This is a genomic window from Streptomyces sp. 12E (assembly GCF_055633275.1).
This window is the reverse complement of record NZ_JBVNCJ010000002.1, coordinates 1-24,448: the sequence shown is the minus strand read 5'-3', so window position 1 is coordinate 24,448 and position 24,448 is coordinate 1. Positions and strand designations below refer to the sequence as shown.

The window sequence follows — 24,448 nt, the reverse complement described above, 5'->3', positions numbered from 1 at the left end:
CTCCTGGCCTGGTCGTAAGGTCGGCTCCTGGCCGCGGTCATCGGGAGACGGTGCTGAGGACCTGTCCGCTCACCAGATCGGCGTAGTCAGGACACCGGTCGAGGAGGTTCAGATGCGTGCCCTGGTCCACCACCCGGCCGGCGTCCAGCACGATCACGCGGTCGGCGTGCTGGACCGTGGAGATGCGATGGGCGACGACCAGCACGGCGCGGTCGGCGGCCAGTTCGTCCACCACGTCCCGCAGTTTCCGCTCGTTCACGGAGTCCAGGTGCGAGGAGGGCTCGTCGAGGAGCACCAGCCGGGCGTCGGCCAGTACCGCTCGGGCCAGCGCGAGCCGCTGGCGCTGGCCGCCGGAGAGATCGGCCGCGCCTCCCAGGACCGTGTCCAGTCCCTGGGGCAGCCGCCGGATCTCCTCTGCCAGGCCGACCCGGTCGAGGGCCGCCATCAGGTCCGCGTCGGACGGCTCGTCCGTCCGGCCGAGCAGCAGGTTCTCCCGGATGGTGTCCTGCAGCAGGGTGCTGGACTGGTCCACGTAGGCGATCCGGGAACGCAGTTCGTCCAGCGGCCAGTCCGGCAGGGGACGGCCCAGCACCTCGATGCGCCCCGAGTCCGGTTCCATGAAGCTTTCGACCAGGCTCAGGGCTGTGGTCTTGCCTGACCCGGAGAGTCCGACCAGGGCGGTGAGACCGTGCGCCGGGACCGTCAGATCCACGTTCCGCAGCACCGGGTGACCGTCGTAGGAGAACTCGACGTCCTCGAAGCGCACGGCCGTGGGGGCGTCGTCCTCGGGGGACGGGGAGACGCGCCCCGGCGATACCGTGGCGGCCCGTGCCGCGGTCTCCGTCGGCAGGACGAACAGCGCTTCGAACCGCTTGCGGGCCACCAGTCCCATCTGCAGACCGCTCACACCGGACGCCGCCATGATCAGCGGTGCGGTGAGCTGGAGCAGGTACAGCAGGAAGGAGATGAAGTCGGCCAGCGGCAGATGGCCGTCGAGCATGCGGCTGCCGCCACCGATGACCACGCTGACCAGGGCGATCTGCTGACCGAGGTTGATGATCGGGATCATCAGGGATTCCATCCGGGCCGCGCCGGTCTCCAGCCGCGCCACCTTGTCGGCGCGAGCGGCGAGCCGGTCGCCAACGACCCTTTCGGCCCGGTAGGCCTTGATGATGGTCAGCGAGTCCAGGACGGCGACGAAGTGCTGCGCGAGCGCCCCGATCTCACCCTGGACGGCCGTGTACCGGCGGCGTAGGCCCCTGACGACCAGGGCGATGAGCCCCACGGCTACCAGGAAGGCCAGTACTGTGATCGACAGCAGGACCCAGTCGAGCAGGCCCATGATGACCAGCGTGCCCAGCACCGTGATGCCAGCCATCGGCAACTGGATGGGGCCGATGTCGACCAGGTTCTTGACCATGGCCGCGTCCGCGGTCAGCCGTGCCACCAGATTGCCGGCCCCCTCGGTCCGGCTGTCCTGCAGCCGCAGTTCCAGGGAGTGCCGCATGGTGCGCACGCGCAGTCCGCGTATGAGCTCCCGGCCCATTAACCCCAGCAGATAGGCGGCCAGTGCCCCGGCGGCGGCTGAACCCAGCCCTGCCCCGACCATCGCCACGACCCACCAGGTGGGGCTGTCACCGCGCTGGATGACGGCCAGCAGCCTGCCCACCACCATCGGCAGGGCCAGCGTGGCCACCGCGGAGACCAGCGCGAGCAGGGCGACGGCGCAGGTCTGCGCCGCCCTGCCACGGGTCAGTTCCCGCAGGATACGCAGTTGCTGCGACTCCTCGGCGTCCGTGCCCCCGACCGAGGGCGCGGCGGTCGCCGCGTCCGTGCTCGTCGTTGCCTTCATCGTTTCCAACTCCCCCTCCTGGACGGGATTCTCAATGCGCCGCACTGCGCAGAGCCTCTCCGACCTTGACGATCCCCCCGTACCTGAGCAGTCCGCCGCGGTATATCCGGCCACCGAATTTCACCAGTGCGGCGATCGCCAGCAGCATCAGCGCGAAGGCCGCGAACGACTGCCACCACGGCACCTCGGTGACCGCCATGCGCATCGGCATCGCGGCCCAGGACAGGCCGGGTGTCATCGAGACGACGGTCAGCAGCGCGCCGTCCGGCGCGGGCCGCACCGCCAGCGCCGGGCCTGCCAGGCTCAGCATCTGCAGCATGTTCACCGGCCCGATGACGTGGTTGATGTCCTCCTGGCGGGAGACCAGCGCACCTGCCACCGCGTAGAGCGTCACGAACAGGACGTAGCCCGGTACGAACCACAGCAGCAGGTTGGCGGCGGTACCGACGGCGTCCAGCGGGGCCTTCAGCACTCCGAAGCCGACGGCAGCCGTCAGCACGGCCGTCATCATCAGCACGATCTGCACCAGCGCGGCCGCGCCCAGGCCGACGATCTTGCCGGCGAGCAGGTGCCAGGCCTGGACCTTTGCCAGCAGCACCTCGACGATGCGACTGGACTTTTCCTCCGCGACTCCCTGGGCGATGCCCAGCCCCGATATCAGCATCAGGACGAAGAGCAGGAACACTCCGATCCCCGCGGTCATCGTCCGTTCCTGGACCACGCCGGCGTCCGCGTCGAGGGCGCTGACCCTGAGCGCCGGCGGTGCGATCGCCCGCTCGGTCTCCTCCGGCGCCGCGCCGAGCTCCTCCAGCCGGTCGACCTGATCGGCCGCCTGCTGGGCCTGCTGGATCGTACGGCCCAGCTCGGTCGGCAGGTTTCGCAGGACCAGTACGCCACCGTCCGGCAGCACCACGGCATCGACCGCCTCGTCCCGAAGGGCCGTCCGGGCGGCGCCGGTGTCCGTGTACTGCTCGACTGCGACCTGGAGGCGCAGCGCCGCGGCGACCGTGCTCCCCTCACCGACCACCCCCACGGCCGAAGGGCTCTCCCCGTCGTCCTTGAGCACATCGGTCAGCGCGAACGACAGGCACAGCATCGCGGCGGTCACGATCACCGAGGCCCAGAAGGCCTTGCTGCGCAGCTGCCGGGTGACCTCACGGGCCGCGACGATCCTGATGAGCGCCAGGTCCATACGCCGGTTGCGGTTCATGTCACCGCCTCCCGGAAGATGTCGGCCAGTGCGGGCTCGGGCCGGCCGAAAGACTTCACCCGGCCCGCGGACTGCGCCGCGGTCAGGGCAGCCTGCGCCGCACGGTCGGACTCCAGCTCCAGGGTGATGACGCCGGCCTCCTCGGCCAGCACCCGGGCGCCCTGAAGGGCGTCGGCCCACCGCGGAGGTACGTCCGTCACCGAAAGACGCGGCCGGCCGGGATCGGCGGCGCGACGCAACTCGCCCACGGTGCCCTCGGCGACCAGACGCCCACCGCGCAGGATCCCGACCCGGTCGCACAGCCGTTCCACCAGTTCCAGCTGGTGGCTGGAGAAGACGACCGGTACTCCTCTGCGGGCGGACTGCAGCAGCACCTCCGCCATGGCGTCCACGGCCACCGGGTCCAGTCCCGAGAACGGTTCGTCGAGGACCAGTACGGTCGGTTCGTGGATCAGGGCGGCGATCAGCTGGACCTTCTGCTGGTTGCCGAGGGACAGCTTCTCCAGGGCGTCCCTGGGACCGGCCACCACGCCCAGCCGCTCGAGCCACTCGGCGGCCCGCCGTGCGGCCTCTCGGCGGGGGACGCTGCTCAGCCGCGCGAAGTGGACCAGCTGGTCGAGGGGGGTCATCTTGGCGTAGAGGCCCCGTTCCTCCGGCATGTATCCGAAGCGCCGCCGGGAGTGCGCGTCGACATCGGCGCCGTTGAAGCGGACCGAGCCGGAATCCGCTTCCAGCACGCCGAGCGCGATCCGCATCGCGGTGGTCTTGCCGGCGCCGTTGGCGCCGCAGAACCCGAAGATCTCGCCGGGGCGCACGTCGAAGGTGAGGGCGTCGAGCACTCGCCGGCCACCGAAGCTCTTGTCGACGGCGTCGAAGGTCAGCACGGCGAGAACTCCAGGATCGAGCGGACGGGTGTCGCCGGTCCTTCCCAGACCAGGCGGAGACCGGCGGCGGCGCCCAGCGCCTTCAGCTGTTCGACGCTGCGGACGGGAGCCGACATCGTGGCGCGGAGCCACAGCTCCAGGGCCGCCGACTCGGGTACCTCGCGTGGGACGCGCAGGTTCACCTCGGCCAGCAGTACCTTCCCGTCGGGTCCCGCCGCCTCGGCGCAGCGGCGCAGGATCGCCGTGGCCCGCTCGTCCGGCCAGTCGGCGAGGATCGCCGACAGGAGGTAGACGTCGCCGCCCACGGGCAGCGGTTCGAAGAAGCTGCCCACCACCGCCTCGGCCCGGTCCGCGAGCCCCGCGGCTGCGAACCTGCGTCCGGCGACCTCGGCGACGTTCTTCAGATCGACCAGCGTGCCGTTCAAGTGGGGCTGCCGACGCAGCAACTCCATCAGGATCGCGCCGCTGTGGCCGCCCACGTCGACGACCCGGCCGACGCGACTCCAGTCGTAGCTGTCGAGAATCAGCTCGGCGCCCCAGCCGAGCTGCGTGCCAGTCTCGCTCTGCTCCAACGCCTCGACGAAGTCGGGGTCCTCGTTGACGGTCTCCCAGTAGCCGCGTCCGAAGACCGTCTCGTGGGCCGGTTCCCCGGTGCGCACCGTGTGCAGGAGGTTCACCAGCGCGAGGTGAGTCCGTCCGTACAAGCCGTCCATGGCCAGGTGGCCCCGCAAGCTCTCCGGATGGTCCTCGCGCAACCTCTCGCCGAGTTCGGTGACGCTGTACGTTCCGTCGTCGCCGCACGTCAGCACCCCCTGCGACCGAAGGTGACGCAGCAGCAGCTCCAGCAGGTCCGGGCGGGTGCCGGTGAGTTCCGCCAGCTTCGCCACATCGCTCGTGCCGGCGCCGAGATGGTCCGCCACGCGGAGGGTGGCCGCGGCACGGATCGCGGCGGGTGTCAGGAGGTCCGCCATCTTCAGCAGATCTCCGGGGTCCGATTGATGTGCCATCGGTCGGTTCCCATCTGGTGTGCGGGTGAACGGGGTTGATCGATCGCAGGGGAGGGGGAGGGGAAGACCGCCGGGCGACCGGCCGCGGTGAACGGAAGACGTTCTGCGGCCGGTCGGCCGGCACGCCACAATCAGCAGCCGCCGTCGATCGTCCGTGCCGAGAACTGGCTGGCGACGAAGCTGGCGGTGGCGCTGGCGATGCAGGCGGGCGAGGTGGCGGGCGCCTCGGCGGCGGCCGTCGCATTCAGCTCACGAACATCGCTGTAGGCCTCGTAGCCGGCCATCAGCTCCATGATCGCGGTGGTCTTCTCCATGGGGACTCCCTCTCCATGCGGTCACTGCCGGCTCATCGGCCGACAGTCACTACCGGCCTGGTGCCGGCAGACTGGAGGAGCGACCGGTCAGCAGGTCAGCTCGTAGGTGGCGCCGCTGACGGCGCTCGCAGAGGCGGCGCACCAGCTGGAGCTGGCGACGCTGGCGGCGCACACCGGGGTGGTCGCCGGGGCGTCGGCAGCCGCCGAGATGTTCAGCTCGTCGACATCCGCGTAGGCGTCGTAGTTCGAGACGAGCTCCATGATCGCCATGGACTTGTCCATCAGGTTTCTCCTTCGTGGTTGTTCTCTGTTCGCCGGCGCTGCGGGAATGCGGACGCCGTCGGTGCGGAAAGTGGAGAGCTCCTCGGTTCAGCAGCCGCCGTCGATCGTCCGTGCCGAGAACTGGCTGGCGACGAAGCTGGCGGTGGCGCTGGCGATGCAGGCGGGCGAGGTGGCGGGCGCCTCGGCGGCGGCCGTCGCATTCAGCTCACGAACATCGCTGTAGGCCTCGTAGCCGGCCATCAGCTCCATGATCGCGGTGGTCTTCTCCATGGGGACTCCCTCTCCATGCGGTCACTGCCGGCTCATCGGCCGACAGTCACTACCGGCCTGATGCCGGCAGACTGGAGGAGCGACCGGTCAGCAGCCCTTGTCGTAGGTGATGGCGCTGACGGCGCTGACGGCGGAGGCGCACAATTTGGAGCTGGCGCCGATGGCGCACACCGGGCTGGTCGCCGGGGCGTCGGCAGCCGCCGAGACGTTCAGCTCGTCGACATCCGCGTAGGCGTCGTAGTTCGAGACGAGCTCCATGATCGCCATGGACTTGTCCATCGAGTTCTCCTTGTTGTCGTGATGCGTTCCTCGGTGCCGGAATTCCGGCGTGACGGCCTCACGGCGCCTGAAATTTCACTTCAGGCAGACACAAGGCCAGGGTCCTGCGGGCTTTCCAGCACCGCCGGAAACTCAGGGGAGGCGCTGTTGCGCGCCGGACGGGCGGGGTCGATTCCTGCCTCGGTGAAGCGGGCGACGACGGTCGCTTCCAGGGGCGTTCCGTCGGCCGCGCTGTCGAGCAGGGCCTGGGCCAGAGCGGTGGCCCGGTGCTGGCCGAAGCTGAGACCGGGCATCCCGGGCCGGTTGTCCTCGGGTTCCAGGGCCACGGCCACGCCGGGAGCCACCGTGTCGGCGAACACGGAGGTATCCCGTCCGATTCCTGGCAGGCTCCGCAGCGCCTCGGCCAGCCGGGGCACCTGCGGCCACATCTCCTGTCCCAGGTAGACCACCAGGGCGTCTCGCCGGGGGTACAGGGCCTTGGCCGAGAGGATCTTCGAGCGATACGCCACCCCGTGGTCCTCCAGGTGGCCGAGCGCCCCCGCCCACACCGGTGCGGCGTCCTCCCAACGCTTGATGTGGACGTATACGCGCAGCAGTTCACGGTGCGGACTGCGCGGCAGCGAACCGTCCGCCACGAAGAACCCGGGCGACAGCGCCGGCCGGCGCGCCGGTACGTCGAGGGTCACCACCTGGCCGGCGGCGAGTGGGCCGTCCTCCCGGATGTTTCCGGAGGGCACCCACACCCGCACCCCGTCCCGCTCGACCAGGGTGCGAGGTTCCGTGCCGTCGTCCCCGGCCGCGGGAATGTGCACCCGGGCCCGCGCCGTGCTGCGCTCGTGCGGAATCGCCGCGCCGAGGACACTTTCGAAGCCCGCGTCGCGCAGGCGGAACGACAAGGCTCCCTTCTCCACGAACTGCCCGGCGTGCAGGATGTCGTACAGGGCTTCCGCCAGCAGTCGGCGCATCTCCCGCGGGCTGTCCGCTTCGACCAGGCGGTCGTCCACCCAGGCACGGGAGCGGTCCGGTGTGACTCTCACCCGGTCGAGGGCGTCCCGCAGTCGTGGCGCCAACCCGCTCGGCACGGTGGCCGGCCGTCTCTCGCTCATGCCGCTCTACCTTCCCAGGTATGTTCGTCGGTGCCTTGGCTGCTGCCTTCGCTGGTGGCTTCCTCGGAGTGGCCCTCGAATCCGAGCGTGGTCACGAACCTCTCCGGGGTGATGAGTGCCGCCCGGCCGATGCCCGCCGCCGCCCGCTCGATGCCGGAGAGCCTGGACGTCCGGGACGCGCCGGCCATCAGCCGGTCGAGCAGATGCCAGCCGGCATACGCCGTGGCCCGGGTGGCGAGTGAGCCGTCCAGGTCAGGACGGACCTGCCGATAGCCGTGCCAGAAGGCGCGTACCAGTGGCAGGAGTCGTTGCAGCTTTTCCACCCCACGGCTGAGCACCGCCTCGTGCGTCAGCTCGATGTCCGCGAACACCGAGTCGCCGCGCGTGGTGACGATGTCGAGGACCGAACGGTGCAGCCACTCGCCGGCGAAGGCGCCGACGTCACGGGCCGGGTCCGCCAGCCGGAACTCCTCCCAGTCCGTCACCAGGAAGTCGTCGTCTGTCACCAGGAACTGGTCGACGCGCAGATCACAGTGGGACAGCACCCGGGGTGCCTCTCGTTCCCGGACACGCAATTTCTCGATGGCCTCGACCAGCGACGTGTCGGTCTGCATGAGCCGCCAGCCCTGGAGTTCCGCGAAACTCAGCGACTCGAACACCGGCAGTGGAAGCCCTCGGAGAAATCCCGAAGGCGGATGGAACGGCAGCGAAGCGTCGAATTCAATGGAATCCGGTGCTGACGCCCCGTGCAGCAGCCCGATCGCCCTGCCGATTCTCTCGGCGAGTTCCGGACCGAATGTCTCATCGATCATCAACTCCGCACCGCTGCGTGCGCCCTCGACGTAGTCGTAGACCACCAGAGCGGCCTCCTCGTCGGCGCCGAGGAATGCCGGGCCACGCAACGCCGCCGTCGGCAGCCCTTCGGCGAAACGCTCGAACGACAGCAGCCGGCGCATACGGTCCCGGACGTCGGGGACCGGCCCTATCAGGTGCTTGACGAAGACCTTCCGCCCGCTGGTGGTGACGCCGGTCCAGGAGTCGTTCCGGCCGACCGGAGCCGCCAGGGTGTCCCGGATGAAAGGACCTGTCCCCAGTTCCACGAGGAGCGCGTCCACGGACGGGACCTCGTTCAGATCTCGCGGCTTGAACCCCGCCGCGTTGTTCTTCTCCACAAGCCCTCACAGAGTCCGAAGAGTTGACGGGTCGGCCTACTGCCAGCCGTTGACCGGGCCGGGTGTGCGGACAACGGGATCCGGAATTTCGGAGACTTCGGCGACAAGATGCTCGACAAGACCGGGAATGCCCTGCCCGGAAAGCGTGGCGGACGGTGCGGCCGGCTCATCATCTGCCGCGAAGGCATTTCCGGCCAACATCGAAGACCCGGAAATCAGCAGTGCCGCGACAACCGTCGCGCCTACGCGAACAGACTTCGAAACGGCACTGTGAAATTCCCTGCTCATGTTTCCCCCTTGAGTTCCTCTGGAGGAAACTCTGTCAGCCGCCGGGCACTCACTCCAGAGGAAGCGATGTCATGTTGATGCACGGGCCAGTCAGCTTGATGCAGGGTTGCGGTAGGTGTCGCGCGAGCCTGTGAGACAGACCTGTGTCGGCCAGGCCAACTGGATGCATCCAGAGCCCGCCGGGAGGCCGCGGACCGCCGCGCCACACGCCAGCAGCAAGAGCTCCAACGCAGGCAGCAACTCCAGCGGCGCCGCAGGAGTCAGCTCGTGCCGGATCCCGAAGACGAAGAGACCCGCCGCGCCCAGGCACAGGAGCAGCGGTTCTTGGAGCAGGCATGGCGGCGGCAGCGCGAGCTGAAGGCCGCGAAGCGGGAGGAGCCGGCCGGTCGGGCGGTGGAGGTGGCACGGGCATGGTGGCAGGACGTGCCACCACGCCAGCATGCCGAGCTATTCGCTGCGGTCGCCGAACGGGCCTGGCACGACGAAAAGGTACGGGTGGAGATCCCCGAGAGGCCGCAGGTATCCGGTTGTGTCCTGAGGAGTGGTGTACCGGTTCCCACCTGATCCGGGCGTTGGGCCCGGCATCGGAGTGAGGGACCGGATATGAGAACGGCCACCGGCTGATCCTTCAAGACGACCAAGTCTTTGAAGGAGATCAGCACGATGACCGCACCCGACAGTCTGCCCCTGCACGCCCTCGCCGAGGAGAACCTCGCCGCGGCGAGTCCCGACCTGCTGCGCGCGATGATCAAAACGTTCGCCGATGCCCTCATGTCCGCGGAGGCCGACGCCCTCTGCAACGCCGAGTACGGGCAGGTCAGCGACGAAAGGGTCAACCACCGCAACGGTTATCGCCCGCGGGAGTGGGACACCCGCGCCGGGACCGTCGAGCTGGCCGTTCCCGAGCTGAGGCAGGGCAGCTACTTCCCGCACTGGCTCCTGGAACGCCGACGCCGGGCCGAACAGGCCCTCATCTCGGTGGTCGCCACCGCCTACCTCCTTGGTGTCTCCACCCGCCAAGTGGAGAAGCCCGCCGAGTCCCTGGGTGTCGCCCAGCTGTCGAAGTCCCAGGTCAGCGCGATGGCCAAGCACCTGGACGAGCAGGTCGCCGCCTTCCGCAACCGGCCCCTGGACGCCGGCCCGTACTCGTTCGTCTGGGTCGACGCACTCACTCAGAAGGTCCGCGAGGGCGGCCGCATCATCAACGTGCACGCGCTGATCGCGGTCGGCGTCAACGCCGACGGCCACCGCGAGATCCTCGGCCTGGACGTGGCCACGGCCGAGGACGGCGCCGGCCGGCTCGCCTTCCTGCGTTCCCTGATCGCCCGCGGCCTGTCCGGCGTCCAGCTCGTCGTCTCCGACGCGCACGCCGGCCTGGTGGACGCGATCGGCGCGGTGCTGCCCGGCGCGTCCTGGCAGCGCTGTCGCACCCACTACGCGAGAAATTTGCTGAGCCAGGTGCCGAAGTCGGCCCAGCCCTGGGTGGCCACGCTGCTACGGACCGTCTTCGAACAGCCCGACACCGACGCCGTGAAGGCCCAGATGACCCACGTCCTGGACGCTTTGGAGGCCAAGTTCCCCAAGGCAGCAGCCCACTTGGACGCCGCCCAGCACGACCTGCTGGCCTTCACTGCCTTCCCGCGTGAGATCTGGCGGCAGATCTGGTCGAACAACCCACAGGAACGGCTCAACAAGGAGATCCGGCGTCGCACCGACGTGGTCGGCATCTTCCCCGACCGCACCGCCGTCATCCGTCTGGTCGGCGCGGTCCTGGCCGAGCAGAACGACGAGTGGACCGAGGCCCGCCGCTACATGGGCCGCGAGCTCCTCGCCAAGGCCCGGCTCCACCCGATCGAGTCAGAAACCGACGACACCGCCCTGCCCACCGGACTCACCGCATAGCCTCAAAACGAGATCACCGAGTGGCCGTCGATGTGGGCGGACAGGGCCGTCCCTGCAGGGGAGATGCCCACCTTCAGAGTCTGCTGCGACGTAGGCCGGGTCAGTGTGGCGGTCCGGCGCGGCCGGGACCGGTCGGTGATGTCCCAGAACACGATCCTGCCTCTGGCGTCGCCGCTGACCAGGAGCGTTCCGTCGGCGCTGATGTCGAGGTCCCAGACGAAGGCACCGGTGGGCATGACGGCACCGCGCCGGGGACGCCGCGGGTCGTTCATGTCCCACAGCGTGACCCGCTCGTCGTAGCCGCCGATGGCCAGGAACCGGTTGTCCGGGGTGAAGGCCATCGCGCCGCTCCGGCCGCCGTCAACGGCGACGACGACGTCGGGCCGGGCCCGGGTCCCGAGGTCCCAGCGCATTGCTGTCCGAAAGTCCACCGAGGTGAGGGTCCGGCCGTCCGGTGCGAAGGCGGTGTCGTCCACCGTCCACTCGTGGCCGCGCAGTGTCAGGCTCTCGGCGGGATGGGCCACGTCGGACAGGTCCCACAGCACGACGGTCTCGTCGCAGTGACTGTTGAACCGATCGAAAGGCCGTTGACGTGCAGTAGTTCTGACTACTTGCTCGCGCTGCGCGACAAAGGCCTGAATGAAGTTCCCGTCGAGCTCGTCCGTATTCAGGATCTGTGCGTTTCCTCGTCGCCGCGGGCCGGCGGCGTCGACCAGGAGTACGCCCGCACGCTCGCTGACACGGAGTCCGAGCTTCCGCCGATCCTCGTGCACCGCCCCACGATGCGCGTCGTCGACGGCCTGCACCGCCTTGCGGCAGCCCGCTCCCGCGGGCAGGACTTCATCCACGTCCGCTACTTCGACGGCGACTCCACCGACGCGGACCTCCTCGCGATCGTCCTGAACGTCTCCCACGGACGCCCCCTGTGTCTGGAGGACCGCGTCGGAGCGGCGGAGAGGATCTTCGCCTCCCACCCGGAGTGGTCCGACCGCGCGGTGGCGGCTGTCGCGGGCCTGTCCGCCCGGAAGATCGCCGAGATCCGCCGCAACTCCTGCGGGACCTTCCTCAACGGCGCCCGCCGGATCGGACTCGACGGACGTGCCCGTCCCGTCGACTCCACCTACGGCCGGGAACTCGCGAGCCGTCTCATCAAGGAGAATCCCACCGCCTCCCTGCGCACGATCGCACGACAGGCAGGCATCTCGCCCGCGACCGTCGCCGACGTACGCGACAGGGTGATGCGCGGCGAGGACCCGGTGCCGGCCCGTCAGCGGGGCCACCTGAAGGCCGCCTCGCCGGCCCACCCGGCCGCCCACCGCCCTCCCACGATCCCACGTCCGGCCAAGACCCGCTCGGCAGCCGAACTGGTCTCCCTGTTCGACACCCTGCGCCGTGACCCGTCCCTGCGGTTCAACGAGGTGGGCCGGCACACGCTCCGGATGCTCGAGGCAGCTGCCCTGGTGGCCCGCGACCGGCAGCGCATCGTCGAGAGCGTCCCGGCGCACTGCAAGGTCCAGATGTCGGAGCTCGTCCAAGGCTACGCAGAGATCTGGGAACTCTTCGCGCACGACCTGAAGACCCGTTCCGAGACCCAGGCCGACACCGAGAGCGCTTGACCAACGGCCCGCTCCGGCGTTTCACCGAGAAGATGAGGATGGGGCACCAGGATGCTGCGCACCGTCGCTGTGATCGGCGCGGGACTGATCGGCACGTCGATCGCCCAGTCCCTGTCGGCCGGAGGCGTCACGGTCTATCTCACCGACCGGGAACCGATGGCGGCCCTGACCGCAGCGGCGCTCGGCGCCGGGCTCGCCGCCCAGCCCCCCGGTCCGGTCGACCTTGCCGTTCTGGCCGTGCCGCCCGCGGACATCGCCCCTACACTGAAGAACGCTCAGCTACGAGGCCTGGCCAGGGCGTACACCGATGTCGGCAGCGTGAAGGCGCAAGCTTTCGAAGCGATCGAACGTCTGGGCTGCGATACCCGGACCTACCTCGGCGGCCACCCGATGGCGGGCGGTGAGCGCTCCGGCCCGCTCGCGGCACGCCCGGACCTCTTCGAGGGCAGGGTGTGGGCACTGGTGCCCGCCACCGACACTTCCCAGAGCACCTGGGACACCGTACGTGCCCTGGTGGGCCTGTGCGGCGGGGTTCCGCTCGTCATGGACCCGGAGGGGCACGACCGGGCCGTCGCCCTTGTCTCCCATGCTCCACACCTGGTCGCCAGCCTGATGGCGGCCCGCCTGGAGCACGCCGCCGACCGCGAGGTGAGCATGGCGGGCCAGGGACTGCGTGACGTGACACGCATCGCCGCCGGCGACCCCGCGCTGTGGCTCGACATCCTGTCCGCCAACGCAGGCACAGTCGCCGACATCCTGGACGACCTGGCCGACGACCTCGACCGCGCGATCCTCGCGCTCCGAGGTCTCACCGGCGGCAGCAAGGTCGTCGACGCAGAAGCCGCCGAGGCTTTCACCGGCGGCAGCAAGGTCGTCGACGCAGAAGCCGCCGAGGCTTTCACCGGCGGCAGCAAGGTCGTCGACGCAGAAGCCGCCGAGGTTCTCACCGCCCTCCTCGCCCGTGGCTGCGCCGGCCACAGCCGTATCCCGCACAAACGCGACGCCCTCCAGGGAAGCTACGTCACCGTTTCCGTCCTCGTCGGAGACCAGCCGGGCGAGCTGGCCCGAGTCTTCACGGACGTGGGAGCAGCGGGCGTCAACATCGAGGACGTCTTCATCGACCATGCCCCCGGCCAGGTCACCGGTCTGGTCGGGCTGCTGGTGACTGCCGACGCCGCGCCACGCCTCACCCGGGCACTGCGCATGCCGAGCACGATCCTGACCCGCTGATGCCGGAGAACCCCATGCCCTCCTCACCTCCACGATCCGCGTCACCACCGCTCGCGCCGGTGCGGTCCGCCCGCGTGGCCCAGGTGCGGCGGCTGACCCCCCGAAGGCGACGCGTGGTCCTGCGCACCGACACTCCTGAGGACGTCCGCACCGGTCCGTACGCCGACACCGACGCGTACGTCCGCCTGCTCCTCGCCCCGGAGAGCGTCAGCTATCCCGAGCCCTTCGACCTCGGTCACGTCAAAGCGACACTGCCCGGCGAGTTCTGGCCCCGCATGCGTTCCTACACGATCCGCCACAAGAACCCGCGCACCGCCGAGATCACTCTCGACTTCGCCCTGCACGACCGGGGCGGCCCGGCGACCGACTGGGTCCGCCGTGTCCGGCCCGGCGACACGGTCTTCTATCTCCAGCCCCGCGGAACCTACCGCCCCGGTTCCAGCGCGACCCATCACCTCCTGGTGGGAGACGACACCTCCTTGTCCGCCGTCGCCGCCGCCTCGGAATGCCTGCCACAAGGCGTAGGGGCCACGGTCCTGCTGGAAGTGGACAGCGCCCGCGAGGAGCAGCCCATCGACGCCCCCGAGGGGGCCGACATCATCTGGCTCCACCGAGGCGCCCACCGCGCGGGCACACTCCTCACCGACGCCGTCCGCCACCTCCACCTGCCCGCGCGGGGCCTGCACGCCTTCGTCCACGGCGAGGCTCACGCGGTCCGGGAGATCCGCGGCCACCTCCTGCACGACCGCGGTGTTTCCCGCGACCGCATCTCCGCCTCCGGCTACTGGCGCCACATCCCCCGCCCTTGATGCGCACAGCGCATCGCGTTGCATGCGGTGACGCCGTGGAGACCGGACCGGAAGGGTCACCGCGGCAGACGGTTGCCGCGCTCATGCGCGCGACGGGTGAACCGCAACGCGTCCTCGCCCGAGCCCGATGAGCCGACCGCGCTCCTCGTACGTCGGCTCCATGCGCGTATCGCCCATCCCGTTCACGCTGCGGCGCCGGCGGTGCGGGTTTTCGCCGCCCAGACGGACTTCCCGGCCCGGACCCACTGAGGTTGAACTCGTGGTGTCGTGGGGGCTGCCGGGAGGCAGTCCCCTGCGGTGTCACCGGGACATGCGGTATCCACAAGGGGGCGGGCTGACCGCCGAACGGCAGCAGTTCCGGGAGGGGTTACGGCTCCGAGCGGCCGAGCGGTTCGCCCGGGGCGAGGCGAGTTCTGTGATCGTCAGGGATCTGCGCGTCAGCGTCCGGTCGGTGCAGCGGTGGCGGCAGGCGTGGCAGGCGTGGGAGGAGGACGGGCCGTGTGCTCTGCGGTCGCAGGGAGCGGCGTCGTTGCCGAGACTGAGCGAGAAGCAGTTCGAGCAACTGGAGGCGGAGCTGGCCAAGGGGCCGGCCGCGCACGGCTGGCAGGACCAGCGCTGGACACTGGCGCGGGTCGAGGCCGTGATCGGCCGGCGCTTCCACCTGACCTACACGATCCAGGGCGTGCGCAAGCTCCTGACCCGCAACGGCTGGTCCTGCCAGGTCCCCGCCCGCCGGGCCCTGGAACGCAACGACGGGGCCGTGGCCGGCTGGGTGAAGGAGACCTGGCCCTGCGCGGAGGATTCGCGGCGGTCCGTGGAGCCCGGCTCGTCTTCGAGGACGATGCAGGCTTCCCCATGACGCCGCCGCAGGCGAAGATCTGGTCACAGCGCGGCCGGACCCCGGTGGTGCGGGTTTGCGGCCGCTCCCGCAGACGCATCTCCATCGCAGCGTCGATCTGCTACGAACCCGGTCACCGCTCGAGGCTGGTCTACCGGCCCCGCCGGGACGACGGGCAGCGCGACGGACGCAAGAGCTTCTTCTGGCGCGACTACCGCGCCCTGCTGACCGCCGCCCACCGGCAACCCGGCGGCCCGATCGTCCTGGTCTGGGACAATCTCAACGTCCACGAGGCCGCCGACCTGCGGGAATGGGTGGCAGCCCGGGACTGGCCGACCATCTACTACCTGCCGCCCTACGCACCCGGCCTCAACCCCGTCGAAGGGATCTGGGCACTCCTGCGGCGCGGCCGGCTCTCCGACGTCGCCTTCAGCACCCCCGGACACCTCGTCCAGACCATCCGACGCGGTCTCCGCCACATCCGGTACCGCGGCCACCTCCTGGACGGCTGCCTCACCGGGACAGGACTGACCATCAGCTCTTGATCACCGAAGACGGCATCACAAGTTCGACCTCAGTCATCGGCACCCGCAGAGCCGAAGCCAGTGACGGCGTCGGCTCTTCGGTCCGGTGAGGTGCTCGCCCTCGTGGCGAGGTAGAGCTCGCCTCCAGGGCCCGGCAGGCCGTGCCCGAGGTAGTGGAGCAGCACCCCACCGGCGGCCTCCTCCACCACCCGTTCCACCGCCGCGGTCACCTCGGCGGAGGAGGCACCGCCCGGTACCCGGTGGATGCGTCCCGGGTCGATGCCGCAGGTGTTGCGCAATGCCGCTTCGAGGTCGTTCGGCGTCGTGGCCACGGCCGGCGGAGCGGGCAGCTCCGATCCGGCGACGTGGCTGTCACTGCCGATCAGGACGGCGCAGGCGCCCGCCGCCGCCAGTCCGGTGACGCCGGGGTCCGCGGTCACGCTCCGTCCGCCGGTCCCTCGCTCACCTCCGCCGATGACCGGGGGTCCGGTGAGGCCGCGAGCTCCTGCACCGGTTGGGCTGTCCTCTCGACGGTCTGTCCCTTCACCTGGGGCGTGGACACAGTGATCCGCGTGCCGTCCGGGCGGCTGATGGTCACGGTGTGCTGACCGCGCCGGGTCTGCACCCACGCGACCACGGCGGCGAACACCGCGGCGGTGCCGCCCGGCTCCACCAGCGCGAGTAAGGCATCACTCATGGCCCCCGTCGCCCCCGCCGGAAGTGGCGCGGCGGCCTCCTGCCGCATCCGTCCCCGCGACTCTGGCTTCTCGTCCAGCCGGCGTCCGAGATCGTGAATGCCGTCCTCGTCCGTGCCGTTACCGGTTCCTTCAACGGTGACCAGGATGCGCGTGCTCTCCCCCGGTGTTGTGCCGCCCTGCTGAGCCACGAGGCGCAGCGTGCCGAGTGGAGACCTGCACGGCACAGGAGCGAGCACCGGGGTGATGCTTTCCGGCCATGCGGCGAAGGGGCGCGCTCGAAGCGACAGCCCATCCCGGCCGCAGCCGCTGCCGGTGGTCCCCGCCGGGGTGGCGGACACAGCGGTCGGCGCCGGCGCGGACGTCCTCTACCTCTGCACGGGTGCGATGCCGACGGGCCGACGGCATCCACCTCAACGTCCGCCTGGAAGGGGCCGAAGCCTGCGTCCTCGTGCTCGTCGGCGTGCGCGCCGACGGCAGCAGGGAACTGGTCGCGCTCGGGGACGGCTACCGCGAGCCGGGCGAGTCCTGGGCGGACCTGCTGCGTGACTGCGCCCGCCGAGGGATGCGCGCCCCTGTCCTGGCGGCCGGCGACGGGGCTTTTGGCTTCTGGAAGGCCCTGGCCGAGGTCTTCCCCGCCTCCCGGCCTCAAAGGTGCTGGGTGCACAGAACCGCCAATGTGCTCAGCGCTCCGCCGAAATCGGTCCGGCCCGGCGCCCGCAAGGCGCTTCAGGACATCCACAACGCCGAGGACCGCGACCTTGCGGTCAAGGCGATCACTGCGTTCGCCCAGCTCTGCGGTGCGAAGTTCCCCAAGGCCGTCAAGAAGATCACCGGGGACGAGGCCGGGCTGTCGGCGTTCCACGACTTCCCCGCCGAGCACTGGATCCACCTGCGGACGACCAACCCGATCGAGTCCACGTTCGCCACCGTCCGCCTGCGCACCAAGGTCACCCGCGGCGCCGGCTCCCGCGCCGCTGCCCTGGCGATGGTCTTCAAGCTCGTCGAGTCCGCCCAGGCCCGGTGGCGGGCCGTGAACGCACCCCGCCCCCTCGCCCTCGTCCGTGCCGGAGCCCGCTTCGAACGCGGCCAGCCGGCCGAGCGCCCCGCCACCGCTGCGGCATAGGGTCTGGTGCACCATGACCGGCCACCACACCTACGGCACCAGTACCCGCACCGCCGGCGAGCTGGTCCGGTTCGTCAGTGACCGCCTCGGGCTGGTTTTCACCGAACGCGACAGCGACTACCGGGGCGTCTACCACCTCGCCGGCATCGCCGACGGGCGGATCGAGATCCAGCCCAACCCGATCCCCGGCGACGACGATGAGGAGGACCTCTACGCCCCGGAACACCCGGCGGCCCAAGTGCTGTTGCTCACCACCACACCGACCCCGGACCCCGACCTGCACGCCCGTCTGGACTCCATCGAAGGACTCATCCGCCTGAACCGCGAGACGGTGTGAACAGCTGGATCCACAGCTTTTGACAATTACTCTTCGTCACGCGGCGTGCGGCGGGAACGTGACATCGGCCGGGTGATGAGGTTCCTGCTCGCTCACGCGGCGCGGCCCCGCTCCTGCTGTTCAAGCTCTTGCGGCGCCTCCCGCACGCTCACCCGCTGCTCCGCGTCGATGCTGCTGGACTCGGCCGCGAAAGCCGACCCGCTGCGGGCCGTGGACGCCTTGAAGCCCTCCAGGAACCGCTGCTCCACCGCGGTCGCCCGTCCCACCCGGTCTGCGGGCCGGAGACGACCCTCGGGTACTTCGTGTGCCAGGGCACCGGGCATGGCGCGTGCGTTGCCCGGATGCGCCTGAGCGTGACGGTGGAGCCCGCCGCGATCCAGGCCGGCCGCACAGTGGTGCACGCCGCGGTCATCAATCCGGCCGCCGGGTGGACCTCCCTGGGCCGCTCCCGCGCCGTCGAGGCGGTCCGCGACCCGGCCGGGATCGGCGCCTGCCACCTCGAACGCGGCCGTCTGCGCCGCCGCCCTCGCCCTGACCGGCGCCGAGGTCGTCGAACGCAAGGACGCCGGGTGCCTCGACACCCTCGCCGACGGCGTCGCCGAGGCGCTCTCCCGCGCCCACAGTCACTACTGTCGCGGGGAATTCGGGGCGATCCCGCGCACCACAACGCCAATAAGATCAGCTTGTTCGACAGGGCGGCCGACGCGAGCTTTGGCCACGGTGAGCTCACCGCCCCCGTCCATAGTCCGGGCCATGGGCGCATCGCTGTCACCCTCAGTGACGTAGACTCCACCGTCTACCGGGCCCACCATCATGCCGCCAAAGCCAGGAGGAGGGATTTCGCAGCTCTGCCCTCGGCGGGGTTGCCGTTCCACGGATTGGTGTCGGGGGACCGGTCGTAGGTCCTGGGCAGCGATGTCGCGACGACCTTGTGCAACGGTGAGTCGGGAGCGGGCAGTGAGACCGCCCAGCCCTGCCTTCAACCGGGACCGAGCCGGGTGGCCGACCTCTGTCGCGTCGGGATCAGGACGTGTGCGGTGCACCGGACAGCAGCCGGCGAGGGGAGCATCTCCTTACTCCGACTGGCTGATTCGTCATTGAATGGCACTGCAGGGGAAGTGCGACGACGGATATGCAGCGGCGACGTCCACACAAGGGTTCTGCAAAACTTGCATCCCAGAAACAGCCATATGAACAGCTCATATGCTTGAGCGTTCCACTACGTCTGAAAACTCTTTCAGAGGTTTGCGCAATGTGTGCGGGGATCATGAGGATGGCGTTCGTCAGGGCCCTGGCAGACCGTCCCGTCGTCATACGGAAGGACATTCCTCATGAACCGCAGCCGTCCGCAAGATCGCCTGCGCCTGGGACTGGCAGCCGTGTGCGCCCTGCTCCTCGGGCTGCTCATAACCCCGCAGGCCTCGGCCGTACCGTCCGCACGAGCGGCTGAGAACTCCGTCGTGGCGACGTTCAACGTCACCACGTACACCCAGTGGGGCCAGCAGGTCTACGTCACCGGCGACCGACCGGAACTCGGCTCGTGGAACCCGGACAAGGCGGTGCCGCTCTCCTCGGCTGCCTACCCGACCTGGTCGGCCACCGTCGTCCTCCCGGCAAACGCCCCCGTGGAGTACAAGTACATCATCAAGAGCAACAACGCCCCTGTCGTCTGGGAGAGCGGGCTCAACCGCACCACGGTCACCCCTCCGACCGGTACGTACATCACCCACGAGGACTTCCGCAACTAATCGCCTGACAACGAGGGGCCGGGCGGCCGGACCGCCCGGCCCCTCGTGGGATGCGACGCGGCCACTGCTCCCAGCTCTCGGCAACCGGAACCGTCACCGACCTGCAGCGCGGGATCACCGAGTCCGGGCAACTGTCCGCCAAGCAGGTGGACATTGCTCAGCGCGCCGCCCCCGCCCAGCTGTCGTTGCCGTAGGCTCGCGCAGAGCCTGGCACCTGGACGGGTCCTGCGCGTCCGGGAAAGCCGCCTGGGTCGACGGCGGTTACACCGGCCACCTCATCGACTGGACCACCCAGTACCTCGACGTCGTCCGCCGCAGCCACGATCAGCGCGGCGCGGTAGCCGTGCAGCCGTGTCGCTCCGGCCGGCGAGTGCGACCGGACCGCGACCATGCCGGTCCGGATGTGGCCGAGCGCCGGCAGGCGTTGCACGGCGTCCCTGGCACCGGACACGTCCACGACACTTCCTGACACGAACCTCCACTCAGTGAACCGTCCCCATCCTGTCCTGCAGGGGCGATGGGGCAGGTCAGCGGGGTGGTGTGACGAGGCGAGGCTCCTGGTCGTTGCGGTGGTGTTCTCCACGCACCACGCTTCGTCCCAGGAGCCTCGCTCGGTACCGTATCGAGCCACGCTCGACATCCCGCACGAGCTCGTCGGGCATGTCTCATGGCTGATCCATGCCCGACGGTGTGAACGCGGCACGCGGTGGCGCAAGCCGGGCTGTTTCCACCAGGCTCTGCCGGCGCTGGCGCACCCGCGCAAGAACGAGACGCTGCCCCGGCTCGAGGCGGGATTCGGGACCTCCACCGCAACCGCCTGGCGGTACGTGGACGAGACCCTCGAGGTCCTGACCTCCCGGGCGCCCGGCCTACAGGAGGCCCCCATCGGCCTGGGCGAAGGAGACTTCGTCATCGTCGACGGCACGCTCATCCCCATCGACCGCATCGCCGCGGACGAGCCGCACCACTCCCAAAAACACCGGAAGCACGGCATGAACGTCCAGGTGGTCGCGCGTGCGGACGGCATCCCTCTGTGGTTCTCGCGCGCGACACCGGGCCGCACGCACGACCTGACCGCGGCCCGTGCTCACGGCATCGTCCAAGCCTGCCTCACCCGGCGGATCCTCGCGCTGGCGGACCGCGCCCACCAGGGCACCGGCGCCACTTTCCGCACGCCGTACTACCACCACAGCGAACAACCACAGCAGTACCAGCAGTTCAACCGCGACCACGCCCGACTCCGCGCCCCCAGCGAACACGCCTTCACTCAACTCAAGACGCGGCAGCCACTGCGGCGAGCCCACTGTCCCACCCGCCGCATCGGCACAGCTGTCCAAGCTGTCCATACCCTGCTGACTTGCACATACTCAGGATGAAAACGTTCCAGTCGCCGACTGATAGTCGGCAGCGCGGGCAGGCCGTGAGGGAAAAACGTGCTGGGCCCGTGCACTCCTCACGCACGGGCCATCATGCCCAGCCCACGCCCAGCTTCCGCAGCGCCTCCTGCTGTCTCTGGGTGAGCTTGTCTCGCCTAGCGCGCGTGTTCGAAATCCATATGCCCAGCTTCACCACCACCGTCTCGCCGTTGATCGTGATCTTTTCGCTGTGGCCCCTTGGCACCGGCCGGTCCGCGCCTTCCCGCTCGGCCCACTGCGTAAGGGCCGTCAGGCCGCGCCGGAACGCCTGTTCCGCCTTGCTCGAGGACTTCGTCGTGCGCGTGGCTGCCGGGGCCTGAGCGGGCTGCACGCCCAGCTTCGCCAACCGCTCCTGCTGCTCGGGCAGGAGCTGCGCCCAGGTGCCTGGATTCTTCTGCCGCTGAAGCCACCGTCCGATGTCATCGCCCTCGAACAGCACCCCGGGCTGGATCTCGGGCAGGCTGCCGTCGGCGTCGACCAGGTCGGCGAGCACCCGGTAGTGGCGCTGCCAGTTCAGCGACCACGGGCAGTTCCAGTCCGGGTCGATCGCCGCCAGCTGCTTTGCCCGCTCCGCAGCGCGCTTCGGGTCCTTCCCGAGCCCGCCCTTGCGGCGGAGGTTGGTCATGTGCTGCCCGATGGGCACCATCGCCTCGCCCTCGCCCCACACCGCGTCCTGGCGCGGCGCGAGGTGCCCGGTCGCCCGCCAATACGAGCGCAGGACTGCCAGCTTGGCCTCCCAGGCTTCCTCGCCCGGCTCCCAGACCATCCCGGCTTCCGGAGCGTCCAGCAGCGTCTTGCGCCGCTCCTCCAGCTCCCCGGCCCGCAGCGCCTTCCGCTGCTGATGGACCCATCGTCCGAGCGGAAACGCCTTCGTCGTCCCCACCTCGACCTCGACGTCGTAGGGCACGGCGTAGACGCCGGTGATCTGGTTCTCCGCCCGCCACCGCAGCAGGCCCTGGTAACCCTCCAGCCACACCAGGGACTCCGGCCGGTAGACCCGGGTGCGCAGGAAGGCCGCGATAGTCGCCGCGTCGCGCGGGCTGGAGAAGTGGAGCAGGGCTGACTCGGCGGAGGCATCGGTGCCGTCCTGCGCCTGGTCCCCGCCGTCACTCTCCCCGCCGGCTCCGATGATCCGCCCCTTTTCGTCGCGCTTCACGTAGACCTTGCGCTTGCCGCTGGTGAGCGCACGGGAGGCGAGCTGCTCGACGAGTCGCTCATCGTGGCTGCGCAGACCCTGGAGAACGGCGACGAGGGGGCGGAATGAGGCGGAGGCGACCATGTCGGTCGGGTCCTCGCCGGGCTCGAGGAAGACGGGCACGATGATCCGCGCGACCTTGGTGGAGCCGTCCTTGTTGAGTCGGAGCGCGCGGCCGATGTTCTGCACGATCTCGACCTGGGAGCCGCGGGTGTCGGCAAAGCAGACGGCCTCGACTCCGCGCTCGCCGGTGATGTCGACGCCTTCTCCGAGCACGCGACAGCTGGCGAGGAACGCCCGGTGCACCCGACGGCCGGTCGCGTCGATGCCATTGGCGAACTGATGCAGCACCTCGCGCCGTTCGGTGACGAGGTGGTCGCCGCACAGCCAAGCCGACCACACCCGGTCCGGCGGGACGTGGCGGCCGGCCTCCAACTCGTAGAACGCCGCGTCGATCGACGACTCCGGCAGCTCCTCCGCTTTCGCCAGATCCTCATCCGAAGCGTCGTTGGCGTACAGCTCCGCTGCGGTCTCCGGCAGCTTCTCCGCGAACGCCGCAGCCTCTTCCACCTTCTGGTGGAACGTCATCACCGTACGCAGGTTGTACGCCGCCGCGTGCTCCAAGAGTGCGGTCTGCAGCAGCGCCAGGCGCCGGCCCCGTTGCGCCTCCTCTGATTCCCCGAGGACGGGGGAGGGGTCGCGGATCTCCAGGACGTCGATCTCGAACCCAGCGAGGATGCCCCGCTCGATCGCCTCCGAGAGTCCGAGCTCGGCGAGCCACGCGCCGTACGTTCCGTCCGGGTCGGCGGCCATGGTCGCGATCTCCACCTCCTGACCGTCCGTGCCCCTGCGCGGCTGGGGCGCCGCCAGGATGCGCGGTGTGGCGGTGAGGTAGAGCCGGAAGTCGGCGGGGATCCGCTGGTTGTCGTGGATCGCCGCCCACGGCCGCCCGAGATCACCGGCGGTGCCGTGGGCCTCATCCACGATGGCGAGGTCGAAGCCCGCCATGCGCTGGCCGTACAGCCGCTCTCCGCCCGCCAGAGCAGCCTCCAGCGGCCCGCGAACCTTCCGCTGGCCCTCAGGAGCGTCGATGTCCTCGCGGTCCACGAGAGAGGCGTACGTGGCGAACACGATGACCGACCCGCGCCCGACCCACAGGGCGAGCTGGATCGGGTTGGTGGTGGTGCGCACCCCCAGCTCGTTGAGAACCGGGTCGTTCTCCAGTGAGCACACCGCGACCATGGGGGAGCGGTGACCCACCGCCCGCCACGCCTGGGCGGTCTGCACGAGCAGGTCCAGGGTCGGCACGGTCACGAGGATCCGGCCCTCGGGGAAGCACTCCAGCGCGCACGCAGCAGCCATGATCGTTTTACCGGACCCGGTCGCGGACACGATCGTCCCACGGGCACCCTGAGGCGGCACAGATGACCTTGCAGGAAATCCGACCCACTTTCGGAAACTCGACTTCTGCTCTATCTGATGCTCCTTGAGCTGAATCACAGACCCCCCTCACCTCTCCGACCTCGGCAATGATAAAGACTCAGTAGAACGTCAGATGTGATTGCGGTGGAGGATGGCACGAACAGCAGATTCGAACTCACGCACCGCCAAGCCGTGTTCATCGCGAGCCGCGCCCCAGGCCGAATCCTGCCCGTATGAATCCCGAAGTCGATAGTACGCATCCATCAGACGGGAAGCCTGAGAGCGAAGCTGTTCACTACCAGGAGTCATGAAAAACTGGGTCGTTACCTCGTAGCGGAGAGGATCTGCAACGGCCAGATCTGACACCGCCACACCAGCTGTAGAAGCGTCAAGGAGCTGCCCACACAGCCGGTTGTACATGGAGGAGAGTCGCACACTTACTTCTACGAGTCGATTCACTTCCTCTTTGCGCCTTTCGACTCTCCGTCGAATGAAATCGCCGAAGAGAACCAGAGTTCCACCGAGAATTGCCCCAAGCAGCGCCAGCACACTTTGCACTTCATCACCCCACGACGTAGGATCTCTTTCATTTTCGCCAACTCTACATGCTGCATCCATCCGATACGTGCGATACGTCGGAACCCACACGAACGAGCGCGCCCCACCCCCTCACAGCGAGTCAGGCCCACGTCACCAACCCCATCCACCCTTCCCTCTAGCAGCTCGGGCCGAAGGCCTGTTGCCGGCACCGCGCAGCGGGGCCGGCCTCCAGGGCGCGGAGCGGCCTCAGTGGCTGGAGCGTACGCGGAAGCCACTTACGGGGCTGCGCCCCATAATCCCGGGGGCGCAGCGGACGGGACATCACCCACCTTGCGCAGCAAGGTGGGTGAGCAGAATGCGCAGCATCCTGCCAGCGCTTCCGCGGAG

27 protein-coding genes and 1 pseudogene are annotated in these 24,448 nt (G+C 69.5%); 10 read left to right on the top strand and 18 right to left on the bottom strand.

Annotation, left to right across the window (positions count from 1 at the left end; translation table 11 throughout):
* Positions 1-37: 37 nt before the first annotated feature.
* The 11 genes from ACZ8ZB_RS34200 to ACZ8ZB_RS34150 form a co-directional block, all read right to left on the bottom strand.
* Positions 38-1,852, bottom strand: a complete 1,815-nt coding sequence (locus tag ACZ8ZB_RS34200; RefSeq protein WP_470741691.1) for an ABC transporter ATP-binding protein — start codon at positions 1,850-1,852, stop codon at positions 38-40.
* A 31-nt stretch (positions 1,853-1,883) separates the two neighbouring features.
* Positions 1,884-3,062 (bottom strand): ABC transporter permease, encoded by a 1,179-nt coding sequence (locus ACZ8ZB_RS34195; protein ID WP_470741690.1) that lies wholly within the window; start codon positions 3,060-3,062, stop codon positions 1,884-1,886.
* On the bottom strand, positions 3,059-3,946 hold the full coding sequence (locus ACZ8ZB_RS34190) for an ABC transporter ATP-binding protein (RefSeq protein WP_470741689.1): 888 nt from the start codon (positions 3,944-3,946) through the stop codon (positions 3,059-3,061). The genes ACZ8ZB_RS34195 and ACZ8ZB_RS34190 overlap by 4 nt, the downstream gene beginning before the upstream one ends.
* Positions 3,940-4,953, bottom strand: coding sequence for a methyltransferase (locus ACZ8ZB_RS34185; RefSeq protein ID WP_470741688.1), 1,014 nt, complete (start codon positions 4,951-4,953; stop codon positions 3,940-3,942). The genes ACZ8ZB_RS34190 and ACZ8ZB_RS34185 overlap by 7 nt, the downstream gene beginning before the upstream one ends.
* Positions 4,954-5,084: 131 nt before the next feature.
* Positions 5,085-5,267, bottom strand: coding sequence for an LxmA leader domain family RiPP (locus tag ACZ8ZB_RS34180; protein ID WP_470741686.1), 183 nt, complete (start codon positions 5,265-5,267; stop codon positions 5,085-5,087).
* An 87-nt stretch (positions 5,268-5,354) separates the two neighbouring features.
* Positions 5,355-5,549, bottom strand: coding sequence for an LxmA leader domain family RiPP (locus tag ACZ8ZB_RS34175; RefSeq protein WP_470741687.1), 195 nt, complete (start codon positions 5,547-5,549; stop codon positions 5,355-5,357).
* An 87-nt stretch (positions 5,550-5,636) separates the two neighbouring features.
* The gene (locus tag ACZ8ZB_RS34170) at positions 5,637-5,819 is read right to left on the bottom strand and encodes an LxmA leader domain family RiPP (protein ID WP_470741686.1); all 183 of its coding nucleotides are present in this window, start codon (positions 5,817-5,819) and stop codon (positions 5,637-5,639) included.
* A gap of 87 nt (positions 5,820-5,906) precedes the next feature.
* Positions 5,907-6,098 carry an LxmA leader domain family RiPP gene (locus tag ACZ8ZB_RS34165; protein ID WP_470741685.1) on the bottom strand — a complete coding sequence of 64 codons (192 nt, stop codon included), beginning with the start codon at positions 6,096-6,098 and terminating at the stop codon, positions 5,907-5,909.
* Between the two features lie 80 nt (positions 6,099-6,178).
* Positions 6,179-7,204: a T3SS effector HopA1 family protein gene (locus tag ACZ8ZB_RS34160; protein ID WP_470741684.1), complete on the bottom strand. Its 1,026-nt coding sequence runs from the start codon at positions 7,202-7,204 to the stop codon at positions 6,179-6,181.
* Positions 7,201-8,376 (bottom strand): class V lanthionine synthetase subunit LxmK, encoded by a 1,176-nt coding sequence (gene lxmK / locus ACZ8ZB_RS34155; protein ID WP_470741683.1) that lies wholly within the window; start codon positions 8,374-8,376, stop codon positions 7,201-7,203. Before lxmK ends, ACZ8ZB_RS34160 begins: the two co-directional genes overlap by 4 nt.
* Before the next feature lie 36 nt (positions 8,377-8,412).
* Positions 8,413-8,664, bottom strand: coding sequence for a hypothetical protein (locus tag ACZ8ZB_RS34150; protein ID WP_470741682.1), 252 nt, complete (start codon positions 8,662-8,664; stop codon positions 8,413-8,415).
* 267 nt (positions 8,665-8,931) lie between these two features.
* Between ACZ8ZB_RS34150 and ACZ8ZB_RS34145 the strand changes: the two genes are divergently transcribed.
* Together ACZ8ZB_RS34145 and ACZ8ZB_RS34140 are read left to right on the top strand one after the other, a co-directional pair.
* Positions 8,932-9,228 carry a hypothetical protein gene (locus ACZ8ZB_RS34145; RefSeq protein WP_470741681.1) on the top strand — a complete coding sequence of 99 codons (297 nt, stop codon included), beginning with the start codon at positions 8,932-8,934 and terminating at the stop codon, positions 9,226-9,228.
* Between the two features lie 99 nt (positions 9,229-9,327).
* Entirely contained in the window at positions 9,328-10,566 is a 1,239-nt protein-coding gene (locus tag ACZ8ZB_RS34140) for an IS256 family transposase (RefSeq protein WP_470741680.1), read from the top strand.
* Between the two features lie 2 nt (positions 10,567-10,568).
* Here the strand turns inward: ACZ8ZB_RS34140 and ACZ8ZB_RS34135 are convergent, their stop codons facing one another.
* Positions 10,569-11,372 (bottom strand): WD40 repeat domain-containing protein, encoded by an 804-nt coding sequence (locus tag ACZ8ZB_RS34135; protein ID WP_470741679.1) that lies wholly within the window; start codon positions 11,370-11,372, stop codon positions 10,569-10,571.
* Between ACZ8ZB_RS34135 and ACZ8ZB_RS34130 the strand changes: the two genes are divergently transcribed.
* The 4 genes from ACZ8ZB_RS34130 to ACZ8ZB_RS34115 all read left to right on the top strand — a co-directional run bounded on the left by ACZ8ZB_RS34130 (position 11,349) and on the right by ACZ8ZB_RS34115 (position 15,604).
* Entirely contained in the window at positions 11,349-12,182 is an 834-nt protein-coding gene (locus ACZ8ZB_RS34130) for a hypothetical protein (RefSeq protein ID WP_470741678.1), read from the top strand. The two genes, ACZ8ZB_RS34135 and ACZ8ZB_RS34130, sit on opposite strands and share 24 nt — an antisense overlap.
* Before the next feature lie 54 nt (positions 12,183-12,236).
* On the top strand, positions 12,237-13,412 hold the full coding sequence (locus ACZ8ZB_RS34125; protein ID WP_470741747.1) for a prephenate dehydrogenase: 1,176 nt from the start codon (positions 12,237-12,239) through the stop codon (positions 13,410-13,412).
* Positions 13,412-14,221 carry a siderophore-interacting protein gene (locus ACZ8ZB_RS34120; protein WP_470741677.1) on the top strand — a complete coding sequence of 270 codons (810 nt, stop codon included), beginning with the start codon at positions 13,412-13,414 and terminating at the stop codon, positions 14,219-14,221. Before ACZ8ZB_RS34125 ends, ACZ8ZB_RS34120 begins: the two co-directional genes overlap by 1 nt.
* A 310-nt stretch (positions 14,222-14,531) precedes the next feature.
* Positions 14,532-15,604 (top strand): IS630 family transposase gene (locus tag ACZ8ZB_RS34115; RefSeq protein ID WP_470741676.1). Its coding sequence is split into 2 segments (ribosomal slippage): positions 14,532-14,984 and positions 14,987-15,604, totalling 1,071 coding nucleotides; the frame shifts between segments, so codons are not numbered across the junction.
* Positions 15,605-15,633: 29 nt separating this feature from the next.
* Here the strand turns inward: ACZ8ZB_RS34115 and ACZ8ZB_RS34110 are convergent.
* Together ACZ8ZB_RS34110 and ACZ8ZB_RS34105 are read right to left on the bottom strand one after the other, a co-directional pair.
* Positions 15,634-16,023 (bottom strand): hypothetical protein, encoded by a 390-nt coding sequence (locus tag ACZ8ZB_RS34110; RefSeq protein WP_470741675.1) that lies wholly within the window; start codon positions 16,021-16,023, stop codon positions 15,634-15,636.
* The gene (locus ACZ8ZB_RS34105; RefSeq protein ID WP_470741674.1) at positions 16,020-16,469 is read right to left on the bottom strand and encodes an effector-associated constant component EACC1; all 450 of its coding nucleotides are present in this window, start codon (positions 16,467-16,469) and stop codon (positions 16,020-16,022) included. The genes ACZ8ZB_RS34110 and ACZ8ZB_RS34105 overlap by 4 nt, the downstream gene beginning before the upstream one ends.
* Before the next feature lie 209 nt (positions 16,470-16,678).
* Between ACZ8ZB_RS34105 and ACZ8ZB_RS34100 the strand changes: the two are divergent.
* Together ACZ8ZB_RS34100 and ACZ8ZB_RS34095 are read left to right on the top strand one after the other, a co-directional pair.
* Positions 16,679-17,404: pseudogene (locus tag ACZ8ZB_RS34100) on the top strand (IS256 family transposase); the annotation flags it as partial.
* Between the two features lie 13 nt (positions 17,405-17,417).
* The gene (locus ACZ8ZB_RS34095; RefSeq protein ID WP_470741673.1) at positions 17,418-17,741 is read left to right on the top strand and encodes a hypothetical protein; all 324 of its coding nucleotides are present in this window, start codon (positions 17,418-17,420) and stop codon (positions 17,739-17,741) included.
* 92 nt (positions 17,742-17,833) lie between these two features.
* Here ACZ8ZB_RS34095 and ACZ8ZB_RS34090 read toward each other — a convergent pair whose 3' ends face one another.
* Positions 17,834-18,007 carry a hypothetical protein gene (locus tag ACZ8ZB_RS34090; RefSeq protein WP_470741672.1) on the bottom strand — a complete coding sequence of 58 codons (174 nt, stop codon included), beginning with the start codon at positions 18,005-18,007 and terminating at the stop codon, positions 17,834-17,836.
* Between the two features lie 1,065 nt (positions 18,008-19,072).
* Here ACZ8ZB_RS34090 and ACZ8ZB_RS34085 point away from each other — a divergent pair.
* The gene (locus ACZ8ZB_RS34085; protein ID WP_470741671.1) at positions 19,073-19,489 is read left to right on the top strand and encodes a carbohydrate-binding module family 20 domain-containing protein; all 417 of its coding nucleotides are present in this window, start codon (positions 19,073-19,075) and stop codon (positions 19,487-19,489) included.
* 157 nt (positions 19,490-19,646) lie between these two features.
* Here the strand turns inward: ACZ8ZB_RS34085 and ACZ8ZB_RS34080 are convergent, their stop codons facing one another.
* Positions 19,647-19,946, bottom strand: a complete 300-nt coding sequence (locus tag ACZ8ZB_RS34080; protein ID WP_470741670.1) for a hypothetical protein — start codon at positions 19,944-19,946, stop codon at positions 19,647-19,649.
* Between the two features lie 112 nt (positions 19,947-20,058).
* On the opposite strand from ACZ8ZB_RS34080, the gene ACZ8ZB_RS34075 reads away from it, so the two are divergent.
* Positions 20,059-20,865, top strand: a complete 807-nt coding sequence (locus tag ACZ8ZB_RS34075) for a transposase family protein (protein WP_470741746.1) — start codon at positions 20,059-20,061, stop codon at positions 20,863-20,865.
* Positions 20,866-20,956: 91 nt separating this feature from the next.
* Here the strand turns inward: ACZ8ZB_RS34075 and ACZ8ZB_RS34070 are convergent, their stop codons facing one another.
* Positions 20,957-23,599 (bottom strand): helicase associated domain-containing protein, encoded by a 2,643-nt coding sequence (locus ACZ8ZB_RS34070; RefSeq protein WP_470741669.1) that lies wholly within the window; start codon positions 23,597-23,599, stop codon positions 20,957-20,959.
* A 51-nt stretch (positions 23,600-23,650) separates the two neighbouring features.
* Positions 23,651-24,079: a hypothetical protein gene (locus tag ACZ8ZB_RS34065; RefSeq protein WP_470741668.1), complete on the bottom strand. Its 429-nt coding sequence runs from the start codon at positions 24,077-24,079 to the stop codon at positions 23,651-23,653.
* Positions 24,080-24,448 lie beyond the last annotated feature (369 nt).

Coding starts and splice junctions, on each gene's coding strand:
- ACZ8ZB_RS34200 (WP_470741691.1), bottom strand. CDS start 1,852: ATGAAGGCAACGACGAGCACGGACGCGGCGACCGCCGCGCCCTCGGTC.
- ACZ8ZB_RS34195 (WP_470741690.1), bottom strand. CDS start 3,062: ATGAACCGCAACCGGCGTATGGACCTGGCGCTCATCAGGATCGTCGCG.
- ACZ8ZB_RS34185 (WP_470741688.1), bottom strand. CDS start 4,953: ATGGCACATCAATCGGACCCCGGAGATCTGCTGAAGATGGCGGACCTC.
- ACZ8ZB_RS34180 (WP_470741686.1), bottom strand. CDS start 5,267: ATGGAGAAGACCACCGCGATCATGGAGCTGATGGCCGGCTACGAGGCC.
- ACZ8ZB_RS34175 (WP_470741687.1), bottom strand. CDS start 5,549: ATGGACAAGTCCATGGCGATCATGGAGCTCGTCTCGAACTACGACGCC.
- ACZ8ZB_RS34170 (WP_470741686.1), bottom strand. CDS start 5,819: ATGGAGAAGACCACCGCGATCATGGAGCTGATGGCCGGCTACGAGGCC.
- ACZ8ZB_RS34165 (WP_470741685.1), bottom strand. CDS start 6,098: ATGGACAAGTCCATGGCGATCATGGAGCTCGTCTCGAACTACGACGCC.
- ACZ8ZB_RS34160 (WP_470741684.1), bottom strand. CDS start 7,204: ATGAGCGAGAGACGGCCGGCCACCGTGCCGAGCGGGTTGGCGCCACGA.
- ACZ8ZB_RS34150 (WP_470741682.1), bottom strand. CDS start 8,664: ATGAGCAGGGAATTTCACAGTGCCGTTTCGAAGTCTGTTCGCGTAGGC.
- ACZ8ZB_RS34140 (WP_470741680.1), top strand. CDS start 9,328: ATGACCGCACCCGACAGTCTGCCCCTGCACGCCCTCGCCGAGGAGAAC.
- ACZ8ZB_RS34130 (WP_470741678.1), top strand. CDS start 11,349: ATGCGCGTCGTCGACGGCCTGCACCGCCTTGCGGCAGCCCGCTCCCGC.
- ACZ8ZB_RS34120 (WP_470741677.1), top strand. CDS start 13,412: ATGCCGGAGAACCCCATGCCCTCCTCACCTCCACGATCCGCGTCACCA.
- ACZ8ZB_RS34095 (WP_470741673.1), top strand. CDS start 17,418: ATGACCGGCCACCACACCTACGGCACCAGTACCCGCACCGCCGGCGAG.
- ACZ8ZB_RS34085 (WP_470741671.1), top strand. CDS start 19,073: ATGAACCGCAGCCGTCCGCAAGATCGCCTGCGCCTGGGACTGGCAGCC.